26 protein-coding genes are annotated in these 24,374 nt (G+C 66.2%); 9 read left to right on the top strand and 17 right to left on the bottom strand.

Annotated elements, in window-relative coordinates; genetic code table 11:
* Positions 1 to 116 precede the first annotated feature (116 nt).
* Together GWK50_RS13275 and GWK50_RS13270 are read right to left on the bottom strand one after the other, a co-directional pair.
* Complete coding sequence (locus GWK50_RS13275; protein WP_003049965.1) at positions 117 to 3,032, bottom strand: Tn3-like element IS1071 family transposase; 2,916 nt, start codon at positions 3,030 to 3,032, stop codon at positions 117 to 119.
* Positions 3,033 to 3,319: 287 nt separating this feature from the next.
* Positions 3,320 to 4,231, bottom strand: coding sequence for a LysR family transcriptional regulator (locus GWK50_RS13270; RefSeq protein ID WP_027457915.1), 912 nt, complete (start codon positions 4,229 to 4,231; stop codon positions 3,320 to 3,322).
* Between the two features lie 93 nt (positions 4,232 to 4,324).
* On the opposite strand from GWK50_RS13270, the gene GWK50_RS13265 reads away from it, so the two are divergent.
* Together GWK50_RS13265 and GWK50_RS13260 are read left to right on the top strand one after the other, a co-directional pair.
* Complete coding sequence (locus GWK50_RS13265) at positions 4,325 to 5,410, top strand: tartrate dehydrogenase (protein ID WP_027457914.1); 1,086 nt, start codon at positions 4,325 to 4,327, stop codon at positions 5,408 to 5,410.
* Positions 5,411 to 5,420: 10 nt separating this feature from the next.
* Positions 5,421 to 6,359, top strand: a complete 939-nt coding sequence (locus GWK50_RS13260; protein ID WP_162016919.1) for an AEC family transporter — start codon at positions 5,421 to 5,423, stop codon at positions 6,357 to 6,359.
* 12 nt (positions 6,360 to 6,371) lie between these two features.
* Here the strand turns inward: GWK50_RS13260 and GWK50_RS13255 are convergent, their stop codons facing one another.
* From GWK50_RS13255 to pqqB, 4 genes are all read right to left on the bottom strand, one after another.
* On the bottom strand, positions 6,372 to 6,755 hold the full coding sequence (locus GWK50_RS13255) for a hemerythrin family protein (protein ID WP_027457912.1): 384 nt from the start codon (positions 6,753 to 6,755) through the stop codon (positions 6,372 to 6,374).
* Positions 6,756 to 6,931: 176 nt separating this feature from the next.
* A complete protein-coding gene (gene pqqD / locus GWK50_RS13250) occupies positions 6,932 to 7,204 on the bottom strand; it encodes a pyrroloquinoline quinone biosynthesis peptide chaperone PqqD (RefSeq protein ID WP_027457911.1) in 273 nt (90 codons plus the stop codon).
* A 270-nt stretch (positions 7,205 to 7,474) separates the two neighbouring features.
* Positions 7,475 to 8,230, bottom strand: a complete 756-nt coding sequence (gene pqqC, locus GWK50_RS13240; RefSeq protein ID WP_197905014.1) for a pyrroloquinoline-quinone synthase PqqC — start codon at positions 8,228 to 8,230, stop codon at positions 7,475 to 7,477.
* Positions 8,227 to 9,162 (bottom strand): pyrroloquinoline quinone biosynthesis protein PqqB, encoded by a 936-nt coding sequence (gene pqqB, locus GWK50_RS13235; RefSeq protein WP_162016918.1) that lies wholly within the window; start codon positions 9,160 to 9,162, stop codon positions 8,227 to 8,229. The genes pqqC and pqqB overlap by 4 nt, the downstream gene beginning before the upstream one ends.
* Positions 9,163 to 9,372: 210 nt before the next feature.
* Here pqqB and GWK50_RS13230 point away from each other — a divergent pair, with 210 nt between their 5' ends.
* The gene (locus tag GWK50_RS13230) at positions 9,373 to 10,077 is read left to right on the top strand and encodes a hypothetical protein (protein ID WP_162016917.1); all 705 of its coding nucleotides are present in this window, start codon (positions 9,373 to 9,375) and stop codon (positions 10,075 to 10,077) included.
* Positions 10,074 to 11,060 (top strand): hypothetical protein, encoded by a 987-nt coding sequence (locus GWK50_RS13225; protein ID WP_197905013.1) that lies wholly within the window; start codon positions 10,074 to 10,076, stop codon positions 11,058 to 11,060. Before GWK50_RS13230 ends, GWK50_RS13225 begins: the two co-directional genes overlap by 4 nt.
* On the opposite strand, the gene GWK50_RS13220 is transcribed toward GWK50_RS13225, so the two are convergent.
* The 4 genes from GWK50_RS13220 to pqqE form a co-directional block, all read right to left on the bottom strand.
* Entirely contained in the window at positions 11,057 to 11,743 is a 687-nt protein-coding gene (locus GWK50_RS13220; protein ID WP_162016916.1) for a dihydroorotate dehydrogenase, read from the bottom strand. The two genes, GWK50_RS13225 and GWK50_RS13220, sit on opposite strands and share 4 nt — an antisense overlap.
* Entirely contained in the window at positions 11,740 to 12,798 is a 1,059-nt protein-coding gene (gene serC, locus GWK50_RS13215; protein ID WP_162016915.1) for a 3-phosphoserine/phosphohydroxythreonine transaminase, read from the bottom strand. The genes GWK50_RS13220 and serC overlap by 4 nt, the downstream gene beginning before the upstream one ends.
* Positions 12,795 to 13,304 (bottom strand): urate hydroxylase PuuD, encoded by a 510-nt coding sequence (locus GWK50_RS13210; RefSeq protein ID WP_027457905.1) that lies wholly within the window; start codon positions 13,302 to 13,304, stop codon positions 12,795 to 12,797. Before GWK50_RS13210 ends, serC begins: the two co-directional genes overlap by 4 nt.
* Positions 13,305 to 13,405: 101 nt before the next feature.
* The gene (gene pqqE / locus GWK50_RS13205; protein ID WP_027457904.1) at positions 13,406 to 14,551 is read right to left on the bottom strand and encodes a pyrroloquinoline quinone biosynthesis protein PqqE; all 1,146 of its coding nucleotides are present in this window, start codon (positions 14,549 to 14,551) and stop codon (positions 13,406 to 13,408) included.
* Positions 14,552 to 14,733: 182 nt separating this feature from the next.
* On the opposite strand from pqqE, the gene GWK50_RS13200 reads away from it, so the two are divergent.
* The 4 genes from GWK50_RS13200 (at position 14,734) to GWK50_RS13185 (ending at position 17,413) form a co-directional block, all read left to right on the top strand.
* A complete protein-coding gene (locus GWK50_RS13200; RefSeq protein WP_162016914.1) occupies positions 14,734 to 15,582 on the top strand; it encodes a putative RNA methyltransferase in 849 nt (282 codons plus the stop codon).
* A gap of 127 nt (positions 15,583 to 15,709) precedes the next feature.
* The gene (locus GWK50_RS13195; protein ID WP_162016913.1) at positions 15,710 to 16,339 is read left to right on the top strand and encodes a class I SAM-dependent methyltransferase; all 630 of its coding nucleotides are present in this window, start codon (positions 15,710 to 15,712) and stop codon (positions 16,337 to 16,339) included.
* Positions 16,340 to 16,523: 184 nt separating this feature from the next.
* A complete protein-coding gene (locus GWK50_RS13190) occupies positions 16,524 to 16,991 on the top strand; it encodes a YeeE/YedE thiosulfate transporter family protein (protein WP_035854689.1) in 468 nt (155 codons plus the stop codon).
* Positions 16,988 to 17,413, top strand: coding sequence for a DUF6691 family protein (locus GWK50_RS13185; RefSeq protein WP_027457900.1), 426 nt, complete (start codon positions 16,988 to 16,990; stop codon positions 17,411 to 17,413). The genes GWK50_RS13190 and GWK50_RS13185 overlap by 4 nt, the downstream gene beginning before the upstream one ends.
* 3 nt (positions 17,414 to 17,416) lie before the next feature.
* On the opposite strand, the gene GWK50_RS13180 is transcribed toward GWK50_RS13185, so the two are convergent.
* From GWK50_RS13180 to GWK50_RS13165, 4 genes are all read right to left on the bottom strand, one after another.
* Complete coding sequence (locus GWK50_RS13180) at positions 17,417 to 18,061, bottom strand: DsbA family oxidoreductase (protein WP_027457899.1); 645 nt, start codon at positions 18,059 to 18,061, stop codon at positions 17,417 to 17,419.
* A 76-nt stretch (positions 18,062 to 18,137) separates the two neighbouring features.
* Positions 18,138 to 18,464 carry a hypothetical protein gene (locus tag GWK50_RS13175; protein ID WP_197905012.1) on the bottom strand — a complete coding sequence of 109 codons (327 nt, stop codon included), beginning with the start codon at positions 18,462 to 18,464 and terminating at the stop codon, positions 18,138 to 18,140.
* 62 nt (positions 18,465 to 18,526) lie between these two features.
* Positions 18,527 to 19,069 (bottom strand): flavin reductase family protein, encoded by a 543-nt coding sequence (locus GWK50_RS13170; protein WP_162016912.1) that lies wholly within the window; start codon positions 19,067 to 19,069, stop codon positions 18,527 to 18,529.
* A gap of 71 nt (positions 19,070 to 19,140) precedes the next feature.
* Entirely contained in the window at positions 19,141 to 19,809 is a 669-nt protein-coding gene (locus tag GWK50_RS13165) for a pyridoxamine 5'-phosphate oxidase family protein (protein WP_162016911.1), read from the bottom strand.
* A gap of 94 nt (positions 19,810 to 19,903) precedes the next feature.
* On the opposite strand from GWK50_RS13165, the gene GWK50_RS13160 reads away from it, so the two are divergent.
* Complete coding sequence (locus GWK50_RS13160; RefSeq protein ID WP_162016910.1) at positions 19,904 to 21,403, top strand: PLP-dependent aminotransferase family protein; 1,500 nt, start codon at positions 19,904 to 19,906, stop codon at positions 21,401 to 21,403.
* Here GWK50_RS13160 and pip read toward each other — a convergent pair.
* The 3 genes from pip to GWK50_RS13145 are packed head-to-tail and all read right to left on the bottom strand — an operon-like array spanning position 21,400 to position 24,372.
* Positions 21,400 to 22,347 carry a prolyl aminopeptidase gene (gene pip, locus GWK50_RS13155; protein ID WP_162016909.1) on the bottom strand — a complete coding sequence of 316 codons (948 nt, stop codon included), beginning with the start codon at positions 22,345 to 22,347 and terminating at the stop codon, positions 21,400 to 21,402. The genes GWK50_RS13160 and pip overlap by 4 nt on opposite strands.
* Before the next feature lie 10 nt (positions 22,348 to 22,357).
* Positions 22,358 to 22,999, bottom strand: a complete 642-nt coding sequence (locus GWK50_RS13150) for a response regulator (protein WP_027457895.1) — start codon at positions 22,997 to 22,999, stop codon at positions 22,358 to 22,360.
* The gene (locus GWK50_RS13145) at positions 22,996 to 24,372 is read right to left on the bottom strand and encodes a histidine kinase (protein WP_162016908.1); all 1,377 of its coding nucleotides are present in this window, start codon (positions 24,370 to 24,372) and stop codon (positions 22,996 to 22,998) included. Before GWK50_RS13145 ends, GWK50_RS13150 begins: the two co-directional genes overlap by 4 nt.
* Positions 24,373 to 24,374: the final 2 nt, after the last annotated feature.

The raw sequence follows: 24,374 nt of genomic DNA, 5'->3' as shown, positions 1-24,374 counted from the left end.
GTGACGGTACGAAAAGCTAGCACTGGCGCGGAGGTGGTGTTGGTAGATCGTTGATTTCATTGACTTTCCTGTTCACTTTCAAATCTGCGATTCGTGGCGTCAAACCGTGGTCGGTTTCATCCATTGGTGCCAGTTATCGATGCATTTGGCCGCGAAGGCAGGATTTGGTCAGCATAGCGGTCAACCGGGAAGCGAAACACACCCCGCAAGTTGATGCTCTCCAGCCTGGTGGGCGCAATCTTCCCGATCAGTTCCGGTGGAATGACCTGGCGGCGGTTCGACCAGCGATCCAGGACCGCCTGCATCTGTGAGGTATTCCACGCCATCACGATGTTGGCCATCAGGCTCAACGCATCGGCCACAGCCTGCATTTCATCGACACGTTTGGCCTGCGCCGGGCTGATCCGGCCGGTATAAATGGCGCGCTTGAGGGCGTTAACAGCCTCGCCCCGATTGAGCACCCGGCGCAACTCGTTCCTGAAAGCGTCCTTGACAAAGTAGTCAGCCAAAAACGCCGTACGCAGCAACCGCCCCAATTGCACGCCAGCCTCATAGATTGGATCGCCCTGGGCGGCAGAACCGAACCGCGCAAGAGCTGCCACCGCACTGGCATGTCCGCTCATGACCGAGGCTGCCAGGTGCACCAGACTATCCCAATGCTTTTCGATCAAAGCGACGTCGACATTGGCTTCGCACACCGCAGCGATTTCTGCGGGCACTTTGGTGCCGCGTGGCACAAAGAGGTGGCGCTGTTTGAGTTCCTTCAACCGCGGGCAAAGATCAAAACCAAGCAAACGGGCATGTGACATGGCAAAGTCGGTGTAGCCATGGGTATCCACAGCAAGCTGGCTGGTCTCCAGCTTTTCTTGGCGGATGACACCTTCAATGGCCACGCCCGCCTGGCGCTCATTGAGCACAAAGGGCTGCGCATGGAAGATGCCCCACCGGTCTTTTACATGGGAGTAGATTCCAATGGAAGGTGTGTTGCGCCGAGGATCAAGCCGGGCTTGCCACACCCGTTTGGTGGTCTCCATGCTCATCATGTCAGAAGATGCCAAATCGGACCGCCCCCAGGTGGCGGCAATCGGGTGTCGCTGCATGAATTCCAGCACAGCCTGGCAGGCCTGGCTCAGACGCCGTTCGTCCCGCGCCCAGCGCATGGCCTGGCGAATGCTGGTGGCAGACAATTGCGGAATCATGCGCGCGCATTCGACCGCAGTCAGACTGGTGCCGTGGGCCATGATGCCGGCATAGACCATCAGCAGCTCGTCGGTAGAGCGCGGCTCACGTCCGAGCATGATCCAGCTAAAGCGCACCTGGGCGTCAACGGCCAGAATCACTTCCGGCAATTGAACCTCACCGATGCGGTGATCCAAAGCCGCGCGCAGCTTGGTCACTTCTGGGTCTTCGTCCTCTGCGGGCAATGGCGACAAATGGAGTTCATCATCCACGCGCAGTACGCCACTGCGGGCTGCAGCGGCCACCGCATCGACACCGGCAGTTACTCTGGCCAGCAAAGGCTTCAAGAAAGTGGCAGCCTTGCTGGGTAACGATAGACGGGCATAGTGTTTCTTGGACTCTGCCTGCCAACGCTCGTCCGTGAAGAACAAGCGCGCACGACCCCGAAAGCTCAGGCTGTGCTCAATCCAGACCGAGCCATTGCGCACCGCGCGGCGCAGGGCAAACAGGGTGGCCACCTCCAACGCCTGAAACGCCCGTTCCCGGTCTGGGCTGGAGATCGAAACCTGCCAGATCATTCCCAGACTTGGTGCCACCACTTCAACTGGCAGCTTTCTGGATCCTTTGAGATATAAAGCTTGCAGCTTGGCAAGGTACTCGATGGCAGGATGCTCGCCGGTGGCCTGCCAGGGCAGCTTTGCAATGGCGACGAGCAACGACCGCACGGGGCGAATTCCATCAATCAATCCCTCGCGGACCAGGGAGGCCCTGCTCGGTGGTTTGCGTTTCTGGGTTTCGGTGATCAAGGCTTCAAGACGGGCACGCAACTCAGCATCTGGCACCGCACCTTGCGCGCTCAAGGCAACAAGTTCGCCGAGCAGCGTTTTGTACATTGCGGCCCAATTGACGGTAGCGGGGACATCGGCGGCAGCCTGACGCCACAGATCGGCGATCCGGCGCTGCACCATAAGGATCAACTGGTCTGTGGTGGTGAACAGGCAATACCGAAGAAAGCATGCGACCTCCACGGTGCGCGCTGGCTCTTTGATCTTGGCTCCGGCTGAGGGCGGCCTGGAGACAAGTCGGCGCGCGTAGCGGCGCAAGATGAGATCGGGGATGTCTGCCAGGTGCTTATGAACGTCCAGCGTGTAAAGCAGGTCGATGCGCTCCAGTACCTCGCTGATTTGGCGGGTTGAGTGTTTCGCCGGTGCAGCCCATAGCCAACTCTGCTGGGTTTGTCCATCTGGGCGCAGCTCTGAAACTGAGGCTCGCCAGCGATCAAGTGTTGCTGGATCAACGCTGGCGGCGATGGCGGTGCCTGTTTCAACTTCAAGCTGGGCAAGTGCCGCCGCAATCAGTGTCCGAATTGCCCGCTCGTGCACGATCACCAGCTTGTTCTTGTACAGCCATTGACGCGCCCGCACGAGTAGCTGATCGCGGTCGGCGCAGCGCGCCACTTCGTCGCGCAGTTCACGTACCAGTGAGCGGCGCTGGTGCTCGCTCATCCACTGGAATCCAAGGACCGTGCAGGCTACTTGTTGGTGATCGAATAGCGTGCGCCCGCGTTCATACATGGCTCTCAGCGAGGCGACTTCTGGTGCTGCAATGCCAAGCTCGTTGCCAAGGTGGCGCCACAAGGCTACTGGAATTACCCGAAAGGCACCGAGCAAACGCCCACTCATGCGCAGGAAACCAATATGGAGCGCCAGACCAAGCTTGTGGGAATCACCTCGGCGTGCATTGATTGCGTCGCGCTCGGCACCATCGAAGGTGAAAAATGCCTTCATCTCGAAGTCGCTGATATCGCGGGGGAGCCCACGCATCCCCAAAAACGTTGTGTGCCAACCCTGCATCGTGAACCTCAAAAGTGGGAGGCCACCATACCCGTTTACAAAGCGAACAGGAAAGTCAATGAAATCAACGGTCTACCCAGACCACCCCCGCGCCAGTGCTAGCTTTGCGTACCGTCACTTATTGCACTGAAAACGAGGAGACCCCAAGACAAGGAGCGCTGCCTGGCTGCCGGCATGAACGATTTCATCGCCAAGCCAGTCGATCCGGCCGTGCTGTTCGCCGTCCTGCTCAGGAACCTGGCCTCACACGACCTGCCCTGATTGCAGCGCCGGCCACCGCCGGTCGCTCAGTCGTCGTGCATGCCGTTCTGCGCGAACCATGCTGCGAGAAATTCGACGCAGACGCGGACTCTGGCCGATACCGACAGCCGCGACGGATAGACGGCCCAGACATCGGCCGGCTGGAAATACTGCGGCAGCACTGGGATCAGTCGGCCGGCCGCGATGTCGCGGCTGACGTCCCAGGTCGAGCGCAGGATGATGCCGTGGCCGTCGATGGCCCACTGCCGGACGATTTCGCCATTGTTGGCGGAGAGCGGGCCGCTGACCTTGATGGCGACGATGCCCGCCGGTCCGTGCAGTTCCCAGCGGCCGAAATCCTGGTCACGTTCGCGGATCGGGATGCAGCGATGGCTTTGCAGATCGGCCAGGGTATGCGGCGTGCCGTATTGCGCCAGATAGGCGGGCGCGGCGCACAGCACCCGCCGGTTACAGGCGATGCGCCGCTTGATGACATGGCTTTCACGCACCTGGCCGAGGCGGATGTCGAGGTGGAACCCCTCCTCCACCAGATCGACCGGGCGATCGAACAATTCGACCTGGATTTCCAGCTGCGGAAACTGCCGCGCCAGCTCCGACAGGGCCGGTGCCAGTCGGCTGCGCCCGAAGCCGGTACTGCTGCAGATACGCAGCAGGCCGGCCGGTGCCGCCTTTTCGCGGGAAATGGCCTCGCCCATCAGGTCGACGTCTTCGAGGATGCGCTGCGCCCATTGATGGACGATTTCGCCCTGGGCGGTCAGCGACACGTTGCGCGTCGTGCGGTGGAAGAGCTTTTCCTGCACGGACGCTTCGAGCAAGGCGATGCGCTTGCTGACCACCGCCTTGGAAATACCCTGCTCGCGGGCGGTTTCGGCAAAGCTGCGGTGACGGGCCACAATGCAGAACAGGCGGAGGTCTTCAAGCTGGGGCTTTATGTTCACGATTTGTGTTCACGAAATTCACAACAGGCTGGATTGTAATTAATCTGGTGATCACTAAGCTGGTGCCTTTCATCCGCCACGAGCGCCCGCACCATGAAACACAGAATCGCAGTCATTGCCGGCGACGGCATCGGCCAGGAAGTGATGCCCGAGGGCCTGCGCGTCCTCGAAGCAGCCTGCCGCCAATTCGGCCTCGACCTGGAATTCACCGCCTTCGACTGGGCACATTGCGACTATTACCTGCAGCACGGCCAGATGATGCCGGACGACTGGTTCGCTCAACTGAAGGACTTCGACGCCATCTATTTCGGCGCTGTCGGCTGGCCGGCCACGGTACCCGACCACATTTCGCTGTGGGGCTCGCTGCTCAAGTTCCGCCGGGAATTCGACCAGTACGCCAACGTGCGCCCGGTACGCCTGATGCCGGGCATTCCCTGCCCCCTGGCCGGCAAGCAGGTCGGTGACATCGACTTCTACGTCATCCGCGAGAACACCGAGGGCGAGTATTCAGCCGTCGGCGGCCGCATGTTCGAGGGCACCGAGCGCGAGACGGTGATTCAGGAATCGATCTTCACCCGCCAGGGCACCGACCGCATCCTCAAATTCGCTTTCGAGCTCGCGCAGCGCCGCCCGAAGAAGCACCTCACCTCGGCCACCAAGTCGAACGGCATCGCCATCAGCATGCCCTACTGGGACGAGCGGGTCGAAACCATGGCCCACGCCTACCCCGACGTGCGCTGGGACAAGTACCACATCGACATCCTGACTGCCCGCTTCGTGCTCAGCCCGGAGCGCTTCGACGTGGTCGTCGCCTCCAACCTGTTCGGCGACATCCTGTCCGACCTCGGCCCGGCGTGCACCGGCACCATCGGCATCGCGCCGTCGGCCAACCTCAATCCGGATCGCACCTTCCCCTCGCTGTTCGAACCGGTGCATGGTTCCGCGCCGGACATCGCCGGCCAGGGCATCGCCAACCCGATCGCCATGATCTGGTCGGGCGCGATGATGCTCGAGTTCCTCGGCAATGGCGACAGCCGCTACCAGGCCGCGCACGATGCGATCATGGCGGCCATCGAGCAGGTGCTGGTTGGCGGGCCGCGCACGCCGGACATGGGCGGCACGGCGCAGACCGCCGATCTCGGCCGGGCGATTGCCGCCGCGCTGGAAAGCGGGAGCTGACCACCCACCGATGACCGCCTTCCTGCACCATCTGACGCTTGGCGTACCGCTCTTTGCGCTGATCCTCATCGGCTACCTGCTGATGCGCTTCGCCGGCTGGCCGCGCACCATGGCGCAGCATCTGACCACTTTCGTGTTCAGTGTCGGCCTGCCGGCCATGCTCTTTCGCATGATGAGCGACCTCTCGCAGTTGCCGCCGGTCGATGGCCGGCTGCTCGTCGCCTTCTTCGGCGGCTGCCTGCTCGTTTTCCTGCTCGGCCGGCTCATTGCGGGGAAGGCTTTCGGGCTCGACGGTATTGGCCAGTCGGTGTTCGGCGTCGGCTGCATCTTCTCCAACAACATCATGCTCGGCCTGCCGCTGGCCAAGGCTTCGCTTGGCGACCCGGCAATCCCGTCGGTCGCCCTGGTGCTGTTGTTCAATGCCCTGATCCTGTGGACGCTGGTCAGCCTGTCGGTCGAATGGCACCGCCATGGCAGCCTGTCGCTCAAGGGTTTGCGGGACACCGTGCAGGGCGTGCTGCGCAACCCGATCATCCTGGCCATCCTGGCCGGCAGTGCCTTCGGATTGAGCGGGGCTGCCCTGCCGGCCATGCTCGACAGCCCGCTGAAAATGCTCGGCCAGACCGGCATGCCGCTCGCCCTCGTGGCGCTCGGCATGAGCCTGGCGGAATACAACCTGAAATCGGAATGGAAGGTCAGCCTGGCCATCGTCATCCCCAAGCTGCTGATCCTGCCGCTGATCGTCTTCGGGCTGGCCAGGCTGCTCGCCCTGCCGCCGCTCGAAACCCGGGTCATCGTGCTGCTCGCCTCGATCGGCCAGGGCGCCAACGTCTTCCTGATGGCGCGGCAATTCAAGGCGGTGGAAGGCGGCATGGCCGGCGCGCTGATCCTGTCGACCGCCCTTTCGGCGATCACCACGCCCCTGGTACTGGCGATGGCCGGTAGCTGATCGGCTCAGCCGTCAAGCAGGCTGCGCAATGTAAGGCTTGAGCCGGAGATCGAATTCGATGACGTGCTGGCTGATGTAGGACACGAAATGACCGATGATGTCCTCGAACGACAGCCGCAGGCCGGCCATGGTATCGAGGTGCATCTGGGTCAGTTCCTCGATGATGCGCGAATGCTCCCGTTCGTGTTCGCGCATCATCTCCGGCGGCAGGGCGAGGCCGGCCATGAAACGCTCCTCGCTCTGGAAATGGTCGTGAATCTGGATCGTCAGACGGGAGATGACTTCGCTGAACCCCTCGTCGCATTTGCCCGCGGCGAGCAGGTGCTGCAGCGAGCGCAACAACTCATCGTGCTGATGGTCGATATTCGGCACGCCGAGCAACAGGTGTTTGTTCATTTTGTTACCTGTGGACAACCCGATCAAAAGCGCCTGGGCCGGACTATTCGGAGCGAGCCAACCCAAACCAAAGTAATAGACGCTTTCGATTCTGCTCCCTTCGCCAGCCAAATGAAATATGTCGAAAGTAATAATCCGGCCGGGTAAAACCGGGAGGGGGTCGGCGGCGAGCGCCGTCAGGTGACGCGCAACCAGCCCTTGTCGCAGGCGGCGGCGAGGAAGGCGCGGGTGTCCTGGGCGATGGCCGTGCGATTGCCGGGGAAGGCGGCGTCGAGGTCGGCGATGATGTCGTCGGTTGTCCGCTCGCCGTCGCAGCGCTGCAGAATTTCGGCCGCGGCCGGGTTGAGCTTGATGAGGCCCTCCGGGTACAACAGGATGTGTGCCTGCTGGCTGGCTTCGTAGCGGAAGAGGTAATGCGGGCTGAGGCGCGGGCGGTCGGATGGATTCATGGTTGCCATGCTCGGTCAGAGGGAGCGGCTGCCGTTGCCGGCGACCGCTCCGGGGCTCGTTCAGCGAACGTAGACGTAGGCGGTTACTTCGAAGCCGAGGCGGATTTCGCAGTAAGCCGGGGTTTGCCAGTTCATCGTATGTCTCCTTGATTAGGGCGCCGCACCCTGCGGCACCTGTGTGTCATCTTGGCTATTCGCTGGCCGGCTGGCGCCCGGGCATTCGCCAAAAGCCCCTCAAGATTTTCTGGAGGCCGGCGCCAGGGCCAGGGTTCAGCGCGGATAGACCGGCGCCATCGGCCGGTAGGCGCCCCAGCCTTCGATCTGTACCGGGCAGTGGGCGAGCAGCATGGCGTCGAGCATGCTCCACAGGATGTCGAGCTTCATCTGCAGGATGTCGATCACCCGCGCCTGCTGCTCCCGCGTCGTGAAATGGCCGAGGGTGATGCGCAGGCCGTGCACCACGTCGCGCGGCGCTTCGTTCAGGCGGCGGCGGAAGTAGTCATAGCCGGCCGCTTCGATCCACGGGTAATGGCTCGGCCAGTTGTCGAGCCGGGACTGGTGGATGGTCGGTGCGAACAGCTCGGTCAGCGAGGCGGCGGCAGCCTCCTGCCAGGGGCGCTGGCGGGCGAAATTGACGTAGGCGTCGACGGCAAAGCGCACGCCGGGCAGCACGTGGCGCTGCGCGATGATGTCCTCGCGGCTCAGGCCGACCGCTTCGCCGAGGCGAATCCAGGCCTCGATGCCGCCTGCCTCGCCGGCAAAGCCGTCGTGATCGAGAATGCGCTGCACCCAGTGGCGGCGCACTTCGCGCTCCGGACAGTTGGCCATGATCGCTGCGTCCTTGATCGGGATGTTGATCTGGTAGTAGTAGCGGTTGGCGACCCAGGCCTGGATCTGGGCGCGCGTTGCCTTGCCCTCCTTCATCATCACCTGGTAGGGGTGGTGGATGTGGTAGCTGGTGCCCATCGCCCGCAGGCGGGATTCGAACTCTTCGGCGCTCCACGGTGGCAGTTCGTTCATGTTCATTGCTTGTCTCCGTTGGTGATCACCATGCCGTCCCAGGCCAGTTCGATGCCGGCGGCGCCCAGTTCGGCACGTTGCGGCGAGTCCTCGTCGAGGATCGGATTGGTGTTGTTGATGTGGATGAGGATCTTGCGCGGCCTGGGGTAGCCAGCCAGCAATTCGATCATGCCGCCCGGCCCGGATTGCGGCAGGTGGCCGATGGAGCGCGCCGTCTTGGGGGCGATGCCGAGGTCGATCATCTCGGTATCCGTCCAGAAGGTGCCATCCAGCATCACGCAGTCGAAATCGGCCAGGAAGGTTTCGAGATGCGGCTCCATGGCGCCGAAACCCGGCGCGTAGAAAACCCGGTAGCCGGTCGCCACATCCTCGATCAGCATGCCCAGGTTGTCGCCCGGATGCGGGTTTTCGCGGTGCGGCGAATACGGCGGCGCCTTGCTGCTCAGCGGCACCGGCGTAAAGCGCAGGCCCGGGGCCCGTGGCACGACGAAACTCGGGCAAGGCTGGCCGGGGCTGACGTCGACCGGCTGCCAGTTCACGGTGCAGAAGTGTTCCAGCACGTTGAAGATCGGATTGCCGGTGGTGAGGTCTTCCTGCACCTGCGGCGTGCACCACACATCGAGCGGCCGCCCCTCGCGCAGCATGAAGAGGCCGGTGGTATGGTCGATCTGCGCATCCATCAGCACGACGCCGACGATGCCGGTATCGCGCAAGGCCCGTCCCGGCTGCAGCGCCGGCTGGGCGCGGATCTGGCTCAGGATATCGGGCGAGGCGTTGAACAGAACCCAGTCGACGCCATCGGCGCTGACCGCGATCGAGGACTGGGTACGCGGCAGGGCCCGCACGCTGCCATCGCGCACACCGGCGCAATTGCGGCAGTTGCAGTTCCACTGCGGGAAGCCGCCACCGGCGGCAGAACCGAGAACGAGTATTTTCATGCCCCCAGTCTGCACGCCGGTTTGGGGGCCGGCATGCGGGAAAGCGCCAAAGACACCTCATGATTTTCATGGCCCGCATGCGTGCTGTTCTGCAGCAGCGACTGTCCCCTTTTTTCACACCCCGGCTGCCAGGCCGACGGTTTTTCGGGGATAGGCCGTTGGCATGAAGATTGCCGCTTGTCTGCTCTTTTCAGGATGAGGAAGGAGCCGATGAATACCAAGGAACTCGTCGCTGCGGCATTGGAAGTCCGGCAGCCCTGGCAGGTTACGCAGATCCGCCACGATCTCGGGCCGGATCAGATCGACGTCTGGATCGGCAAGGAGGCGGCGCGCAGCGGCTGGCTGTTCGGCGCGCGCAGCAGCCCCAACCCTGGGGATGAAGGGCGCTGGCGGCATGTCAATCTCGGCCGTCTGCGTTGCGTGATCCACGGCACGCCGTCACCCGATGGCGAGGCGCCCGTCTGGCTTGGCGACGAGGAACAGCCCTTCACCCGGCTGCTGTCGCGCCGGGTTGCCGGCCTGATGCATGACGGCGTCGGCTTGGGCACCATTTGCGACCTGCTCGACCTGCCGGTGGCCGACCTGTGGAAATTCAAGCACCGCCTGGATAGCGGCAAGGCCGTCCTGGCTGCGCCTCCGGAGAGCCGCCAGGAAGCGCTGAACACCCTGCCGGCGGCCGACGATCCGGTTTGGGAAAACCTGCTCGACGGCAGTCTCGGCATCGACATGCACGCCCTTGGCCTGAAGCTGCTGCTCACCAAGCTGCGCGAGCAATGGGCCGTGATCGGCGATCCCGAGGTACGCGCCCTGAAGGTACAGGAATTGCGGCGCTATTTCATCCGCCACGAAAAAAGCCTGACCCGCGAACTGGCCCAATTGCGCCTGCGCGCCACCTCCGGCGGGGAGCGGCCATGAACCGGCAGCAAACCCTGATGCCGCTCCCGCTCGCGGCCGAGATGATCGCTGCCGGCCAGGTACTGTGCATTGCCGGCGACGAGGCGGCGCTGCGCCAGTTGCCGCGCGGCCAGTGGATCGGCGGCACGATCCCCTACTTCATGACCGGCGACGGCGGCCAAGTCAGCCGCGACCAGGTTTTCGTCACCCCCGTCACTGGCTTCGCCGAGCCGCCCCGGCTGCGCTTGCGCGACCGCGCCGCCCTGCCCGGCATCTGCCGCGATGCGCCGGAAAGCGGCTACAGCATCGTGATCATCCCCGCCTTCAGCGACTGCCATGTCGAATTTGCCCAGCATGCGCCGGATTACGAGGAGATGTACCTGAAGCCGCTGGTCGGCTGGATCGCCGGCGTGCATCTCGACGATCTCGCCCAGGCCAGGCCGCGCGTCGTGCTCGGCCCGACCGGCGAGTTTGCCGACGACTGCGCCGTGGTGATGGATGTGCCGCTACCGCCCGAGCGCTTTGCCCAGATCGACATCGTCAACCTGTTCCATCCCGGCCACGGCCCGGCTATCGTCTTCCCGGCCAGCGGTTTCACGGTCGGCGCCTGCAGCCTCGACGGCCAACCGGGCAACCTCGCCGAATACCTGGCCAGCGCCGGTATCGACACGCGCCTGCCGCTGGTCGCCGACTACTGCGGCGCGCTGGTCAACGTCAGCATCAAGGCCGTCGACCGGGCGAGCGGCCGGGTCGAGCTCTACGCGCCAGTCTTCCCCGGGCTCGACTACCGCATCGCGGCGCCGGTGGACGACTACGTGGCGAGCTTTCACCAGGCCCTGCCGGGACAAACACCGGAGATCGCCTTTTCGTGCAACTGCATCCTCAACTACCTGCACTCCGGGCTGGAGGGCAAGCGGACAGGCGACCTGGTCGGGCCGTTCACTTTCGGCGAAATCGGCTACCAGCTGCTGAACCAGACGCTGGTTTACCTGACCGTCCGTTAGGCAGCCAGCAGGGCCGGCGTCGCCGGCCCGTGGCTCAGGAAGAATCGATGCACCTGGATGCCATCGGCCCCGGCAGCGCGCGCCGCCTGCACATCGGCCGCGCTGCCGATGCCGCCAACGGCGACGAGGCGCAGGCCGCCAGCGCCGACTGCCGATAGCGCCGCCAGGCCCACGTTATCGGGCAGGACCACGGTCAACTGGTCGACACCGGCCGCGGCCAGGGCCGGCCAGAGGCGGGCCGCATCGTGCGCCGGCAGCTTGACCGCGAGCGGCATCGGCAAGGCGTGCCGGCACGCAGCCAACTCGGCCAGCGCATCGTCCAGCGCGCCTTGCAGCGACGGGGTCAGAAAACGGCGGTTGGCGGCGGCGCTCAGGTTGAGGCTGAGATAGTCGGCAACGCCCCCAAATTCGGCCAGGCAGCCCAAACCGCGCCGCCATTCGCTGCCCAGCGCGGCTGGCGGCAAATCAGGCGGCAGGCCCAGCCCGATGCCGATGGCGGTTGCGGCAATCGCCGGGCGCTGTCCGGCCAGTCGGCTGAGCAGGGGCGGCAGGTCGTCGGCCAGCACCGAGCCGAACTCGACGCTGCCAAAGCCCAGGCCGAGCAGTTCGCCTGCCCGTTCGCCGCTCTTGTCGATGCCGCCGGCCAGGCCGGGGCGGGCCAACCACCAGAAAGCGGGCTTCACGCGCAGCGCCGGGCAAAATCGGCCATGAAACCGGCCAGCGCGGCAGCGCCAGCTTCCGGCATGGCGTTGTACAGGCTGGCACGGATGCCGCCGCGGCGCGGGTGGCCGGCCAGGTGGTGCAGGCCGGCGGCGGCGGCTTCGCTGATGAAGCGCCCGGTCAGCGCCGCATCCGGCAATTGCCAGCACACCGTCACCGGCGAGCGCCAGGCGGAATCGGCCGGGCAGCGGTAGAAGCCGCCGCTGGCATCGATCGCGCCATAAAGCAAGGCCGCCTTGCGCCGGTTGGCGGCAGCCATGGCCGGCAAGCCGCCCTGCCCGGCCACCCAGTCGAAAACCAGGGCGGCCAGTTGCAGGGCGAGGATGGGCGGCGTGTTGACGCCACTCTCCGCCTCGGCCTGCCGAGCGTAAGACCAGATGCCCGGCAGGCCAGCCGGGGAGCGCGCCAGGAGGTCTTCGCGGACAATGACCACGGCCAGCCCGGCGACGCCGATATTCTTCTGGGCGCTGGCGTAGAGCAGGCCGAAACGGCCCATGTCCAGCGGCCGGCACAGGAAATCGGCCGTCGCATCGGCGACCAGCGGCACGCCGGCGGGCGCTGCCGGCAGTTCCGGCCAGGCCAGGCCGTCGGCCGTTTCGTTGGTGGTCAGGTGGCAATAGGCGAGATCGTCCGGCACGGCGAGGCCCGCCTCGCCGGGGGGCGGCAATGTCAGCACCGGCCGATGCAGCGCTGCCTCGCTGGCCGCCCGCGCCGACCAGTAGCCGGTGTCGACATAGCCGACCCGCTGCCCGGGGGCCGCCAGGTTGAGCGGCAGCAGCGAGAATTGCTGCATGGCGCCGCCGGCCAGGAAGAGGATGCGGTAATCGTCCGGCAGGTTGATCAGCGCGGCCAGTTGCCGGGTGGCGTGGGCGCGCAAGGCACGAAAGGCGGCGCCGGAGAAGGGTTGCTCGTTGAGGCAGGCGCCGCCGGCATCACGGGCGAACAGGCTGCGCTCGGCCCGGGCCAGCACGGCATCGGGCAGGCGGGCCGGGCCGGCCGCGAAATTCCAGGCGGTCATGCGCCGAACAGGTGCCCGCCGTGGCTGCCGGCCGCCATGAAGAACAGCAGCGGCACCGACAGCATGGTGTTGGTGCGCGACGAGAGGTGGGTGATGCGCGAACAGCGCAGCCGCTCCTCGATGCTGGCCGGCACCAGGCCGAGCACCTTCTTCTGGTGTGGCCAGAGCACCAGCCACAGGTTGGCCAGCATCAGCGTGCCGATCCAGGCGCCCAGGCCGAGCGGCGCCAGCGTGCCTTGCAGCGTGAAGGCGGGCAGCAACCAGCCGCGCTGGGCGAGCATGGCGATGCCCGCCGCCCAGGCCACCACGGCGGCCCAGCGGAAGGTGCCGTGTTCGCGGTTGATGACGGCACGCAGGCGCGGGCTGTCGGGGTCGCGCAGGTCGGCAGCGTTCAGCGGCTGCCAGGTCGGACGCTGGACGACGCTGGAGTAGTTGTGGCCGACCCAGATGATGCCGGCCAGGAAGTGCAGCCAGCGGGCCAGCAGGTCGAAGGTGGCGCCGTCCATGTTCAGCCCATCCAGACGCGCAGCGCGGCATTGAGGGCCAGCGTCAGCAGCAGGCCGAGGGCGATGGTGGCGAGGGCGGAATCGAAGGGATGGCGCATGGCTCAGCCCGCCATGAAATCAGTGCACACCGCCTGCGCCGAGCGCTTGATCAGCGGTTTCTGGAAGCGCATTGTCTGCTCGCGCACGGCCACCGCCTGCTGGACCACGCCGTGGTGCGGCGAACGGCTGCAGGCCGGGTCGGTGTTGCTGGCGTCACCGGTGAGCAGGAAGGCCTGGCAGCGGCAGCCGCCGAAGTCCTTTTCCTTTTCCGAACACGAACTGCAGGGCTCGGGCAGCCAGTCCAGGCCGCGGTATTTGCGGAAGAGCGACGACTCGTGCCAGATCCAGTCCAGCGGCTTTTCGCGTACCGAATCGAACTGCAGGCCAGGAATCACCCGCGCCTCCTGGCAGGGCATGGCCACGCCGTCCGGCGCCACGGTCAGGTGGATGGCGCCCCAGCCGTTCATGCAGGCCTTGGGGCGGCCTTCGTAGTAATCGGGGATGACGAAATAGATGGTCATCGTGTTGCCCAGCTTCTCGCGCCAGCGGTTCACCACGGCTTCCGCCTCGCGGACCTGGGCCAGCGTCGGCATCAGCTCGTCGCGGTTCATCAGCGCCCAGTTGTAGTACTGGATGTTGGCGAATTCGATGTACTCGATGCCCATCCCGGCCGCCCAGGCGATCATCGCGTCGATCTCGCCGATGTTCTGCTTGAAGACCGGCACGTTGAGCACCATCGGGAAACCGTGTTTCTTGATCAGCCGCGCCGCTTCCATCTTGCCGGCATGGGCCCGGGCGCCGACCAGCGCGTCGGTCAGCTCGGCCCGCGAAGCCTGCACCGACAGCTGGATATGCTTGAGGCCGGCCGCCTTGAGGGCCAGCAGGCGCTCCTCGGTCAGGCCGATGCCGGAGGTGATCAGGTTGGTGTAGAAGCCGATGCGGTCGGCGTGGCCGACCAGCTCCTCCAGATCGTCGCGCAGCATCGGCTCGCCGCCGGTGAACCCAAGCTGCAGCGCGCCAAGCCGGCGGGCATCGTCGAGTACCTTCTTCCACTCGGCGGTGCTCAGCTCCTGGCTGCCGTAATCCTCGAAATCGAGCGGGTTATTGCACCACGAGCACTTCAGCGGGCAACGGTAAGTCAGCTCCAGCGACAACCAGAGAGGAATCCCCTGGCCGTCCAGGCTCAATCCGCGATCTTCCTTGGGCATGGCCAACCTTTCGACGTAAGCGATGTGATGACCGATTGTTGCCCCCCGGCTGCGGGCGGGCGACCATGGAATCGGGAACCGGGGCTAGCGATTTTCAGGAGGCTACCTCGCCAACGGCGCCCGGCTGCACACAAGGCCCCGGAAAGCGGCGAAAATCCGGCTTTCGCCTTCGCCCCCGCCGCATGTCCATCCAGCCCTTCACCGCCCTCACCTGCCCGCTTGACGGCGCCCCGCTCAACCGCCAGGGCGCCGCCTGGAAATGCCCCGCCGGCCACAGCTTCGACATCGCCAGCCAGGGTCACACGCACTTGCTGCCGGTACAGCACAAGCGCTCGCTCGACCCCGGCGACAGCAAGGAGATGGTCGCCGCCCGCCGGCGCTTCCTCAATGCCGGGCACTACCGCCCGATCGCCGAAGCCGTCGCCCGCGCCGCTCTGGCCGACCTGCCGGCCGGCAGCCCGGCCGCCTGTCTCGACGCCGGCAGCGGTGAAGGCTACTACCTGCGCCAACTGGCCACCGCAGCGGAAAGCCGGGGCATCCCGCTGGCCGTGCTCGGCCTCGACATCTCCAAATGGGCTGTTCTCGCCGCCGCCAAGCAGGACAAGCGCCCGAACTGGGTGGTCGGCACCAACGCCCGGTTGCCGGTGCTCGACGCCAGCCTCGACCGCATCCTGTGCCTGTTCGGCTTTCCGGTGTACGCCGAATTCGCCCGCGCCCTGAAGCCGGGTGGCCAGCTCCTGATGGCCGACGCCGGGCCGGATCACCTGCGCGAATTGCGCGAGATCATCTACCCCAGCCTGAAGCCCGCCCGCCCAGCCGCCAGCGAGCCGCCCCCCGGCTTCGCCGGCCTCGCCCCCGAAACCGTCCACTTCCCGCTCAGCCTCAACAGCCAGGCCGAAATCGCCGACCTGCTGGCGATGACTCCCCACCTCTACCGCGCCACCCCGGAAGGCCGGGCCCGCGCCGCCGCGCTGACTGCGCTGACGATGACCGTGGACATACGACTGCAGCGCTTGGTGAGGGCGGCTTGAGGTGATCTGATGATCGTCGGTGGGATTCGGCCAGACGCATGCCAACAAAACAGGTCAGGGGTTGCATACCCGGAATTCCAGTTTGTGCGATAGTGCTTCATCGATGCCTTTAATGGAAAGGCCGCCTATGAAGCATGACGCTTACGGCTGGCATGCAGGCTTCTATGACCGCCTCTATGAGCCTGCTGCGAAAATTCTCCGGGATGTCGGCCTGACGATTTTTCCCCCGCGGGAAAATATCGCGATTCTGGACGTCGGGTGTGGCACCGGGAGCCAGCTTGCTCTTTATCGAAGAGCGGGCTGCCGCCTTGTCGGCATCGATAATTTGCCCGCAATGCTCGCCGTTGCGAAACAGAAACTGGGTCAGGCCGCCGAATTGTGCATCGGTGATGCGACCCGAATGCCACTCGCCGCCTCTCGCTTCGATCTGATCAGCGTGGTGTTCGTCTTGCATGAGATGGATCCAGAATTGCGGCCGGTAGTCCTGAAGGAATGCCAGCGACTTCTCAAGCCTGGCGGTCGCATCATGCTGATGGATTACCACCCCGGGCCGTTCTCCAAGGTCATGGGCAAGATTTGGCATCTGCTCATCAAACTCATGGAAATCAGTGCCGGCCGGAAGCATTACGGCAACTATCGTGATTTCATTGCCTCGGGAGGGCTCGAATCCCTTATCGCGGACTCACCGTTGCACTTGGTGCGGCGCTACGTTTCTGAGCATGGTGTGACCGCGATCTACCTGATTGCCGCCCGCTGAGCTCCGCATTGCTCATGCGGCACTTGCCGCTTTAGGTCGATTCGCGCCAGTGAAGGCGATGCAGTTCGGCGCCCGGATGGCGCCGACTCCGCGCCAAGTCCCCCCTTCGGCCAGCCCTCGCACCTGACAGCCGGGCGCCCTTGATGGGAAAATTCCCCCCCCAGCTTTTACATGTTGCCGCACCATGATCCTCTCGTTTTTCCCCAATGGCCTCGAACGCTACGTGATCGGCGGCCTTCTGATCGGTGCCGGCGTGGCGCTGCTGTTTGCCACCACCGGGCGGCAAGGGGGCGTCAGTACCTTTTTCAGTTCCAGTTGGTCCTGGCTGCTCAGGACGCCTTTTTTCCAGCAGGCATCGTTACGCGATAGCCGCCAGTGGCGCCTGGTTTATGCGCTGGGCCTGCTACTCGGCGGCAGTCTCTACGTGCTCGCCGGTCAGCCGGTCGAGCCCAGCCATCTGCCGCTGTGGAAACTGGTGCTGGGCGGCCTGCTCATTGGCTTTGGCGCCCGCCTGGGCGGCGGTTGCACGTCCGGCCACGGCATCTGCGGCATGGCTTCGCTGTCGGGCGGCTCCCTGCTGATGGTCATCACTTTTCTGAGTACGGCCATCGTCACGGCCTGGGCCTTGTACGGACTGGGGGTTGCACCATGAGCCGCGCCTTCCTGGGCCACATCGCGACGCTGGTCAGCGGCCTGATCTTCGGTTTCGGCCTGGCCTGGTCCACCATGATCCGCCCCGAGTCGATCCTTGCCTTCCTGCGCTTTCAGGATCTTGGCCTGCTTCTTGTCCTGGGCAGCGCCGTCGGCCTCAATTTGCTGGTCTTCCAGTTGCTGCCGCGCCTCACCCGGCACCCGGCTTTCGCGTCCGCCTACCAGCAACGGCCGTTCACGCTCGACCGCCCGGCGCTGGCCGGCGGTGTGCTGTTCGGCCTGGGCTGGGGGATCTGCGGCATCTGCCCCGGTCCGGCGCTGGCCGGCCTGGGGGCGGGCAATGGCGACATGCTGATCGCACTGGCGGCCATCTTCGCCGGGGCCGGGCTGCATGGCCTGTGGGCCGGCCGGCAAGGCCAATAGACGTCAGTTGGCGGCGAGCGCCCGGCGGATGGCCTCCGCCAGCACCCGCGGGTCTTCGGCCCCGACCACGATCTGCTGGCGGTCGACGATAAAGGTGGGCACCTGCCGGATGCCGGCTTGGCGCACGTCGGCTTCCATCGCCCGGACGCTGTCGGTGTCCTGCGTCGAGGCGAGATAAGCGGCCGCGTCGGCGGCCGAATAGCCGCACTCGCCGGCGATGGCGGCGAGCAGGCCGACATCCCCGACATATTCGCCGCGCTGGAACTGCGCGACGAACAAGCGCTCGACCAGCGCCTCGGCGTCGCTCTGCTGCTGGGCCCAATGGATCAGGCGGTGCGCCTGCAGGGTGTTGGCGCGCAGCGTGATCTTCTCGAAGGCGTATTCGATGCCATAAGGCCGGCCGGCTTCCCGCACCCGCTCGAACAAGGCCTCGACCGCCTCGCGGCTGCCGAATTTGTCGACCAGGAAGGGCAGGTACGGCTCACCTTCCGGCGGCGTCTGCGGATTCAGGAAGAATGGGCGCCAGCGCTTGTGGCATTCGAGATCGGGCACGTCGCGGCGCACCTGTTCGATGGCCACCGCCAGGCGGCGCAGGCCAATGAAGCACCACGGGCAAACAAGGTCGGAAACGATTTCGATGGTTGGCATGGATGGGCTCGGCGGAAAGGGGTTTCAGGACCGATGCGGATACCGGCGGCGGCCGCATCACGGGCGCGAGGGCTGCTTACAGATCGCTGGCCAGGATTTCATCCCGCAGTTTGCGCAGGCCGGCCGGCATTTTCAGCGTGGTCCGGTCCCAGCCCTCGATTTCCAGCACCCGGTCAAGGCAGCCTTCCATCACCGCGTGCGCTTCCTGCGAGGCGGCGGCGATGGTCTGGTGCACCAGGCTGGGCGATTTTCCCTCGGTGATGCAGTCGCGCTGATAGCGAATCAGATAGCGCAACTGGCGTAATTCATTGGCCACTTGCCCGGGGCAGGCACACATGTAGATCGAGGCTTCTTCGACGATTTGGTGGAGTTGTTCGTCGCTGAAACGTTGTTGCAGGTCCATTCGATCCTCCCTGGAAATGATGGCAGCCAGGGCATGTTAGCGCATTCGCGCCGGCCGGACGTTCAGACCCCCGGCGGCAGCTTGGCCGCCATCATCGCCCTGCGGTCCAGCCGGCGGCCATCGACGATGAAGGTGCCATCGCCGACGGCATGCAGCAGGCGCCGCCCCTTGCGTTCCGGATCGATCCAGGCGGCCAGCGCTTCGAGCACGACGATGCCGTGCGGCCGGACGATGTCGATCACCCGGCATTCGATGTTGGCCAGACACTCGCCGAGCAGCGGCGCCGCGACCTGGTGGGCCGGCAGCGCCGTCAGCGCGAAGCGGGCAAACTTGTCGGTATCGGCGCCCGAACAGGTACCGATACCGACCACGGTGTCAAGCAGGTCCACCGTCGGGATCGCGATGACGCATTCGCGTTGCTGCTCCAGCGCGGCGAAGGAATGATTCCAGGGCCCGGTGGTGAGGGCGAAACGCGGCGAGAAATTGAGCACCATGGTCCACGAAATGGTCATCACATTGGCCCGGCCCGCCGCACAGGTGGTGACCAGCACCACTGGCCCCGGCTCGATCAGGGTGAAGGCCTTGCTCAGTTCGAGTTCGCGCATGGGACACCTCCGCCAGTCCGGGCAGCCCGGACGCGCCGCCCGGGATCTGCTTTTCCGTCATGCCGGATAGCTTATACCGCCCAGCCGACGCTGTCCTTCCCCACCGAGAAGCGGGTGGCGGGCACCGTGCCCCCCACGCTGTCGTCCTCCCGACGCGGCGTTCCGGTAGCCGTATTCAACGGGATCACGCCGGCCCAAACCGGCCACGCCAGATCCTCCGCGTCGTCCACCGTGCCCATGTCGCGTACTTTGGCCGATGCCTCGGCCAGCGGCATGCGCAGCACGCTGGTGGCGTTGAGTTCCTTGTCGGTGATCGGGCGCAGCGTCTCCCAGCGTCCTGGGTAGAGGCCTTCGATGAAAGCCTGCAGGCTACGCTGTTTTTCCAGCGGGTCAGTCACCAACGCGAAGCGACCATAGATCACCACCGAGCGGTAATTCAGCGAGTGGTGCATGGCTGAGCGGGCCAGCACCAGCCCGTCGGCAAGCGCGATGGTGAGGCAGGCCTCGCCCTCGGTCAGCGCCTTGAGCATGCGCGAAGCCTTGGCGCCGTGGAGGTAGAGGTGCTCGCCGTCGCGCCAATGAAGGGTGGGAATGGCGTGCACGGCGCCGTCGATCTGGAAAGCCACGCTGCAGATGAGCGCGGCGTCGACGATGGCGTTGATGGCGGTTGCATCGTAGTCGGCGCGTTCCGGTTTGCGGCGCACGCGCGTGCGGGCGGAAGGGGCGGTAACGGTTGGCATGAGGGCAAGGCTCCAGAGGGTCACGAGGACCCCACTCTAGGGCGCCCGTGGTACCTTTCGTAGCACCACCAAACGATTCATCAAAGGAGCCACGATGGAGCTGGACTGGCTGCTCGCCCCACCGTTGCCGGACACCCTGCCACGGCAGCGCGTGCTCTACCACCGCCTGCGCGAGGCGATCCTGTCCGGCCGCCTGGCGCCTGGTACACGTCTGCCGGCCAGCCGCAGCCTGGCGGCTTCGTTGAAGATCGCCCGCAACACCGTGCTGTTTGCCTACGAACAATTGACGGCCGAAGGCTGCCTGTTGGCCGATCGCCAGGGCACGCGCGTCGCATCGTTGCCGGAGCGGGCGACACCGCCCGCCAGCAGCGGGCATTCGCCCGTCACCCGGCTGCGCCTTGCCGCCCGCGCTGCGGCCGTCTTGCAACCCGAACCGGCGCGCGAGGCGGCGGCACTGCCATTTGCCCCCGGCACGCCGGATTACAGCGCCTTTCCGTTCCGCACCTGGCGGGCCTGCCAGGAACGCGCCTGGCGCGATGCCGGCTGGCGCCAGCTCGGCTATGCCGCGCACGGCGGCGACCCGGTCCTGCGTGAAGCTTTGGCCGGTCATCTCACTACCGTCCGCGGCCTGCCGGTCGATGCGGCACAAATCGTCATCACCAGCGGGACACAGGCCGCGCTGGATCTCTGCGCCCGCCTGCTCGCCGATCACGGCGATACCGTCTGGGCGGAGAATCCCGGCTATCTCGCCGCCCGTGCCGTCTTCGGCCTTGCCGGGCTGCTCATCCATGACGTGCCGGTCGACGACGAGGGGTTGGCGCCGCGCGAAGGCGACTGGTCCGGTCATCCGCCGCGCCTGATCATGATTACCCCCTCGCACCAGTACCCGACCGGCCGCGTCATGTCCCTGCCGCGCCGCCTGGCCCTCATCGCGCGTGCCCGCCAGGCCGCTGCCTGGATTATCGAGGACGACTACGACAGCGAATTCCGCCGCGCCGGCCCTGCGCCCCCCGCGCTGTTCGGCCTGCAACCCGACGCGCCGGTCGTCTATGCCGGCACCTTCAGCAAGACGCTCTACCCCGGTCTGCGCCTCGGTTATCTCGTGCTGCCGCACGCCATCGCCGCCGACTTTGCCCGCGCCACCACGCAGGCGATGCGCCCCGGGCAGGGGATCGAGCAACGGGCGCTGGCCGATTTCATCCACCGCGGCTACTACACCGCCCATCTGCGCCGCATGCGGGGGCGCTACGCGGCACGGCAGAGCGCACTGAGAACGGCCCTGAAGGAGGCTTTCGGTTCTTCCGTCACGCTGTCGGGCGGCGAAGCCGGCCTGCACCTGGTCATGTGGCTGCCCGCCGGGATACCCGATGGCGCGGTGGTGGCGCGGGCTGCAACGCTGGGGCTCGGCGTGCGTGCCCTCAGCAGCTACACCCGGCCACCGATGACCTGCAACGGGCTGGTGCTGGGCTACGGGAATCTGGCCGAGGGGATGCTGGCGGAAGCGGTACGCCGACTGGGGGTGGCGATCGAAGGATGCGACGGGGCCGGTGCCTTGGCCGATTGCCACCAACCGCCTCCGCTGGCGGCGAACTAGCCTACCGTCTCGACGCATTCCGCCACCCAGCCGAGCGCCTTGATGCAGGCGCGGGCGATGGGCGGCGACAAACCGGCATGGCCGGCCTGGGCGACCGGGAACCAGGTGGCTTCCGGCCAGGCGCGATGCAGGGCTTCGGCGGCCTGCGGCGGACAGACCGGATCGGCCAGGCCTTGCACGATGGCCGCCGGCAGGTGGCGCAGGCGCTCGACACCGGCCAGCAATTGGCCGGGCATCAGGAAGCAGTCGCGCGTCAGGTAGTGCATCTGGATGCGCACCTTGGCCAGTTGGCAGGCATCGGGGTCGTGCCCGAGCGGCGCCTCGCCGAGCAGGGCGCGTTCGTAATCGAGCCAGGCGCGGGCGGCACACCGGGCAACGCTCGGCGTGCCGCGCAGGACGCGGCGGGCGGTCGCGGCAAGCAGGTCGCTCTGTTCCCCGGCCGGCAGGGTGGCGGCGAAGGCCTGCCAGGCCGGGCTCGGCGCCTCGCCATTGCCCTGCACGTAGGCGGCGATCTCGCGCCGGGAGCCGAGGAAGATGCCACGCAGCACGAGGCCGAGGATGTTTTCCGGGTAGATCTGCGCATAGGCCAGGGCGAGCAGGCTGCCCCAGGAGCCGCCGAAGACGATCCAGGCCGGGATGCCGAGCGCCTCGCGCAGCAAGTCGAGGTCGGCGATCAGGTCGGCCGTGGTGTTGTCGTGCAGGTCGCCGAGCGGCAGGCTGCGCCCGGCGCCGCGCTGGTCGACGAGGATGGTGCGGAAGCGCTGCGGATCGAACAGCCGGCGCTGCCCCGGCGTGCAGCCGCTACCCGGCCCGCCGTGCAGGAAGAGAACGGGCAGCCCATCGGCCGGGCCGATTTCCTCGACGTAGAGATAGTGCCCGTCACCGACCGCGATACGGCGTGCGCAGCGGGGCTGCACGTCGGGGAATAGCGGGTCGCCGGTCATCGGCTGGCGGTCACGATTCGATCAGGCCGTTGCGCACGGCGACCAGCGTCAGTTCGGCTGCGTTCTGCACATTGAGCTTTTGCTTGATGTGATAGAGGTGGGTGCCGACGGTGCTCGGGCTGAGGCAGAAATCGCTCGCCACCTCGTTCACCGAACGGCCCTCGGCGAGCTTGAGGAAGACGGCCAGTTCCTTCTCGGTCAACGATTCGACCGGGTTGGCCGAGCCCGAGAGCTGGGCCAGGGCGACGGCCTGGGCGAGTTCCGGGTCGAGGTAGCGGCGGTCGCGCGCCACTTCGCCGACGGCACGCAGAAATTCCTCCGGCGCCGCCCGCTTGCACAGATAACCGCGGGCGCCGAGCTTGAGGGCGCGCACCGGCACGATGTCGTCGTGGTGGGCCGAAAGCATCAGCACGCGCGCCCGGGCCTCCCAGACGAGCAGCCGTTCAAGCGCCGCCAGGCCGCCGACGCCGGGCATCGAGACATCCATCACGACGACATCCGGATTCGATTCGGCGTACAGGCGGACGGCGCTCTCGCCGCAATCGGCCTCGCCGATCACGCTGGCGCCGGCCCCTTCGAGCAGCAGGCGAAAGCCGAGGCGGACCATGGCGTGGTCGTCGGCGAGCAGGACGCGGACTCCGTTCAGTTTCATGCTTCTACCCTCCCCTGTGCCACCGGCAGGCTGGCCTGGAGCACGAAGCCCCCGCCCGCCGGCGTGGCGAATTCGAGTTGGCCGCCGAGCAGCGCGATCCGTTCGCGCATGCCCTGCAGGCCGAGGCCGCAACCGGCCTGCCCCGAAGGCCTGCCATCGAGGCCGCGGCCGTTGTCGGCGAGCCGGATTTGCACAGTTGCTCCATTCTGGAGCAGTGTCAGATCGACCCGGCTGGCATCGGCGTGGCGAACGATGTTGGTCAGCCCTTCCTGCACGGTACGGAGCACACACTGTGCCACCTCATCGTCAAAAGCCTCGCCCGTCAGGGCGATACGGCTGGTCAGCTGAATCGGATGCTGCCGGCGCCAGGCGTCGAGCGTGCTCTCCAGCCGCGCGACCAGGCTTTGCCCGGTACGCAGGCGATGCAGGATGCGGCGCACGCCGTCCTGCATCTCGCCAGTCACCGCGACGATGCTCTGCGCGTGGCTGTGCAGGGCCGGCTGTTCGGTGGTGCGCTGGACGATGGCGCCGGCCAGTGCGCGCACCGCCGTGACGCCCTGCGCCAGTTCGTCGTGCAGTTCGCGGGCGATGCCCTCGCGTTCGGCCCGGCGCTCGGCTTCGACCCGGGCCTGCATCTGTTCGGCCACCTCCTTGGCGGTTTCCAGCCGGACGTTGTCGTCCACCGCTGCTTTCAAGCGGTCGGCCATGCCATTGAAGGCACGCGACAGGCGACCCAGTTCCGGCGAGGCGAAACGCGGCAGGCGGGTGTCGAAACGGCCCATGCCGGTGCGGTCGAGCGCCTGCATGACCTGGTTGAGCGGGCGCAAAGCACGCGCCAGGGCGCGCCGGGTGGCGGCGAACAGGCCAATGAGCAGCAGCAAGGCCCAGCCGGCCAGGCCGAGCAGTTCATCCCAGGCGTCGAGCACGGCGCGCGAGGGGTCGGGATGCAGGCTCAGTTCGTAGCCGGCGAACGGCAGGCGGCTGCCCGGCAGGTCGCTGGCCAGCAGCGCGGCGAACCAGGCCGGCGCCGTCCGCCCGGCCTTGTACGGCGACGGCGGCGACACATAGCGCAGCTGGCCGGCGGCATCGCGCACCTCCAGCACATTGGCGCGCACCCGGCCGATGCTGGCCGTCATGGCGAGCAAGCGCTCACCGCGCTCGGCTTCGGGCAGGGCCTGCAACTGGCCGAGCATGACCTTGAGCCATTGCCCGGAAACCCGCGTCGCAGCCTCGACTTCCTCATGCACGGCATTGCGCGTCGCATGCAGCCACAAGCCGCCAAGGACCAGCAGCAGGCAGGCGGCCAGTCCGGTGAGGACCAGGCCGACCCGCGTGTGCAGGCTGGCGTCAGGCAGGGCGAATGGCTGCTGCATGC

Source organism: Acidovorax sp. 210-6 (assembly GCF_010020825.1).
Taxonomy (GTDB): Bacteria; Pseudomonadota; Gammaproteobacteria; order Burkholderiales; family Burkholderiaceae_C; genus Simplicispira; species Simplicispira sedimenti.
This window is presented reverse-complemented; position numbering and strand designations above follow the sequence as displayed.

Coding starts and splice junctions, on each gene's coding strand:
- GWK50_RS13275 (WP_003049965.1), bottom strand. CDS start 3,032: ATGCAGGGTTGGCACACAACGTTTTTGGGGATGCGTGGGCTCCCCCGC.
- GWK50_RS13265 (WP_027457914.1), top strand. CDS start 4,325: ATGAAACACAGAATCGCAGTCATTGCCGGCGACGGCATCGGCCAGGAA.
- GWK50_RS13260 (WP_162016919.1), top strand. CDS start 5,421: ATGACCGCCTTCCTGCACCATCTGACGCTTGGCGTACCGCTCTTTGCG.
- GWK50_RS13255 (WP_027457912.1), bottom strand. CDS start 6,755: ATGAACAAACACCTGTTGCTCGGCGTGCCGAATATCGACCATCAGCAC.
- pqqD (WP_027457911.1), bottom strand. CDS start 7,204: ATGAATCCATCCGACCGCCCGCGCCTCAGCCCGCATTACCTCTTCCGC.
- pqqC (WP_197905014.1), bottom strand. CDS start 8,230: ATGAACATGAACGAACTGCCACCGTGGAGCGCCGAAGAGTTCGAATCC.
- pqqB (WP_162016918.1), bottom strand. CDS start 9,162: ATGAAAATACTCGTTCTCGGTTCTGCCGCCGGTGGCGGCTTCCCGCAG.
- GWK50_RS13230 (WP_162016917.1), top strand. CDS start 9,373: ATGAATACCAAGGAACTCGTCGCTGCGGCATTGGAAGTCCGGCAGCCC.
- GWK50_RS13225 (WP_197905013.1), top strand. CDS start 10,074: ATGAACCGGCAGCAAACCCTGATGCCGCTCCCGCTCGCGGCCGAGATG.
- serC (WP_162016915.1), bottom strand. CDS start 12,798: ATGACCGCCTGGAATTTCGCGGCCGGCCCGGCCCGCCTGCCCGATGCC.
- GWK50_RS13210 (WP_027457905.1), bottom strand. CDS start 13,304: ATGGACGGCGCCACCTTCGACCTGCTGGCCCGCTGGCTGCACTTCCTG.
- pqqE (WP_027457904.1), bottom strand. CDS start 14,551: ATGCCCAAGGAAGATCGCGGATTGAGCCTGGACGGCCAGGGGATTCCT.
- GWK50_RS13200 (WP_162016914.1), top strand. CDS start 14,734: ATGTCCATCCAGCCCTTCACCGCCCTCACCTGCCCGCTTGACGGCGCC.
- GWK50_RS13195 (WP_162016913.1), top strand. CDS start 15,710: ATGAAGCATGACGCTTACGGCTGGCATGCAGGCTTCTATGACCGCCTC.
- GWK50_RS13190 (WP_035854689.1), top strand. CDS start 16,524: ATGATCCTCTCGTTTTTCCCCAATGGCCTCGAACGCTACGTGATCGGC.
- GWK50_RS13185 (WP_027457900.1), top strand. CDS start 16,988: ATGAGCCGCGCCTTCCTGGGCCACATCGCGACGCTGGTCAGCGGCCTG.
- GWK50_RS13180 (WP_027457899.1), bottom strand. CDS start 18,061: ATGCCAACCATCGAAATCGTTTCCGACCTTGTTTGCCCGTGGTGCTTC.
- GWK50_RS13175 (WP_197905012.1), bottom strand. CDS start 18,464: ATGGACCTGCAACAACGTTTCAGCGACGAACAACTCCACCAAATCGTC.
- GWK50_RS13170 (WP_162016912.1), bottom strand. CDS start 19,069: ATGCGCGAACTCGAACTGAGCAAGGCCTTCACCCTGATCGAGCCGGGG.
- GWK50_RS13165 (WP_162016911.1), bottom strand. CDS start 19,809: ATGCCAACCGTTACCGCCCCTTCCGCCCGCACGCGCGTGCGCCGCAAA.
- GWK50_RS13160 (WP_162016910.1), top strand. CDS start 19,904: ATGGAGCTGGACTGGCTGCTCGCCCCACCGTTGCCGGACACCCTGCCA.
- pip (WP_162016909.1), bottom strand. CDS start 22,347: ATGACCGGCGACCCGCTATTCCCCGACGTGCAGCCCCGCTGCGCACGC.
- GWK50_RS13150 (WP_027457895.1), bottom strand. CDS start 22,999: ATGAAACTGAACGGAGTCCGCGTCCTGCTCGCCGACGACCACGCCATG.
- GWK50_RS13145 (WP_162016908.1), bottom strand. CDS start 24,372: ATGCAGCAGCCATTCGCCCTGCCTGACGCCAGCCTGCACACGCGGGTC.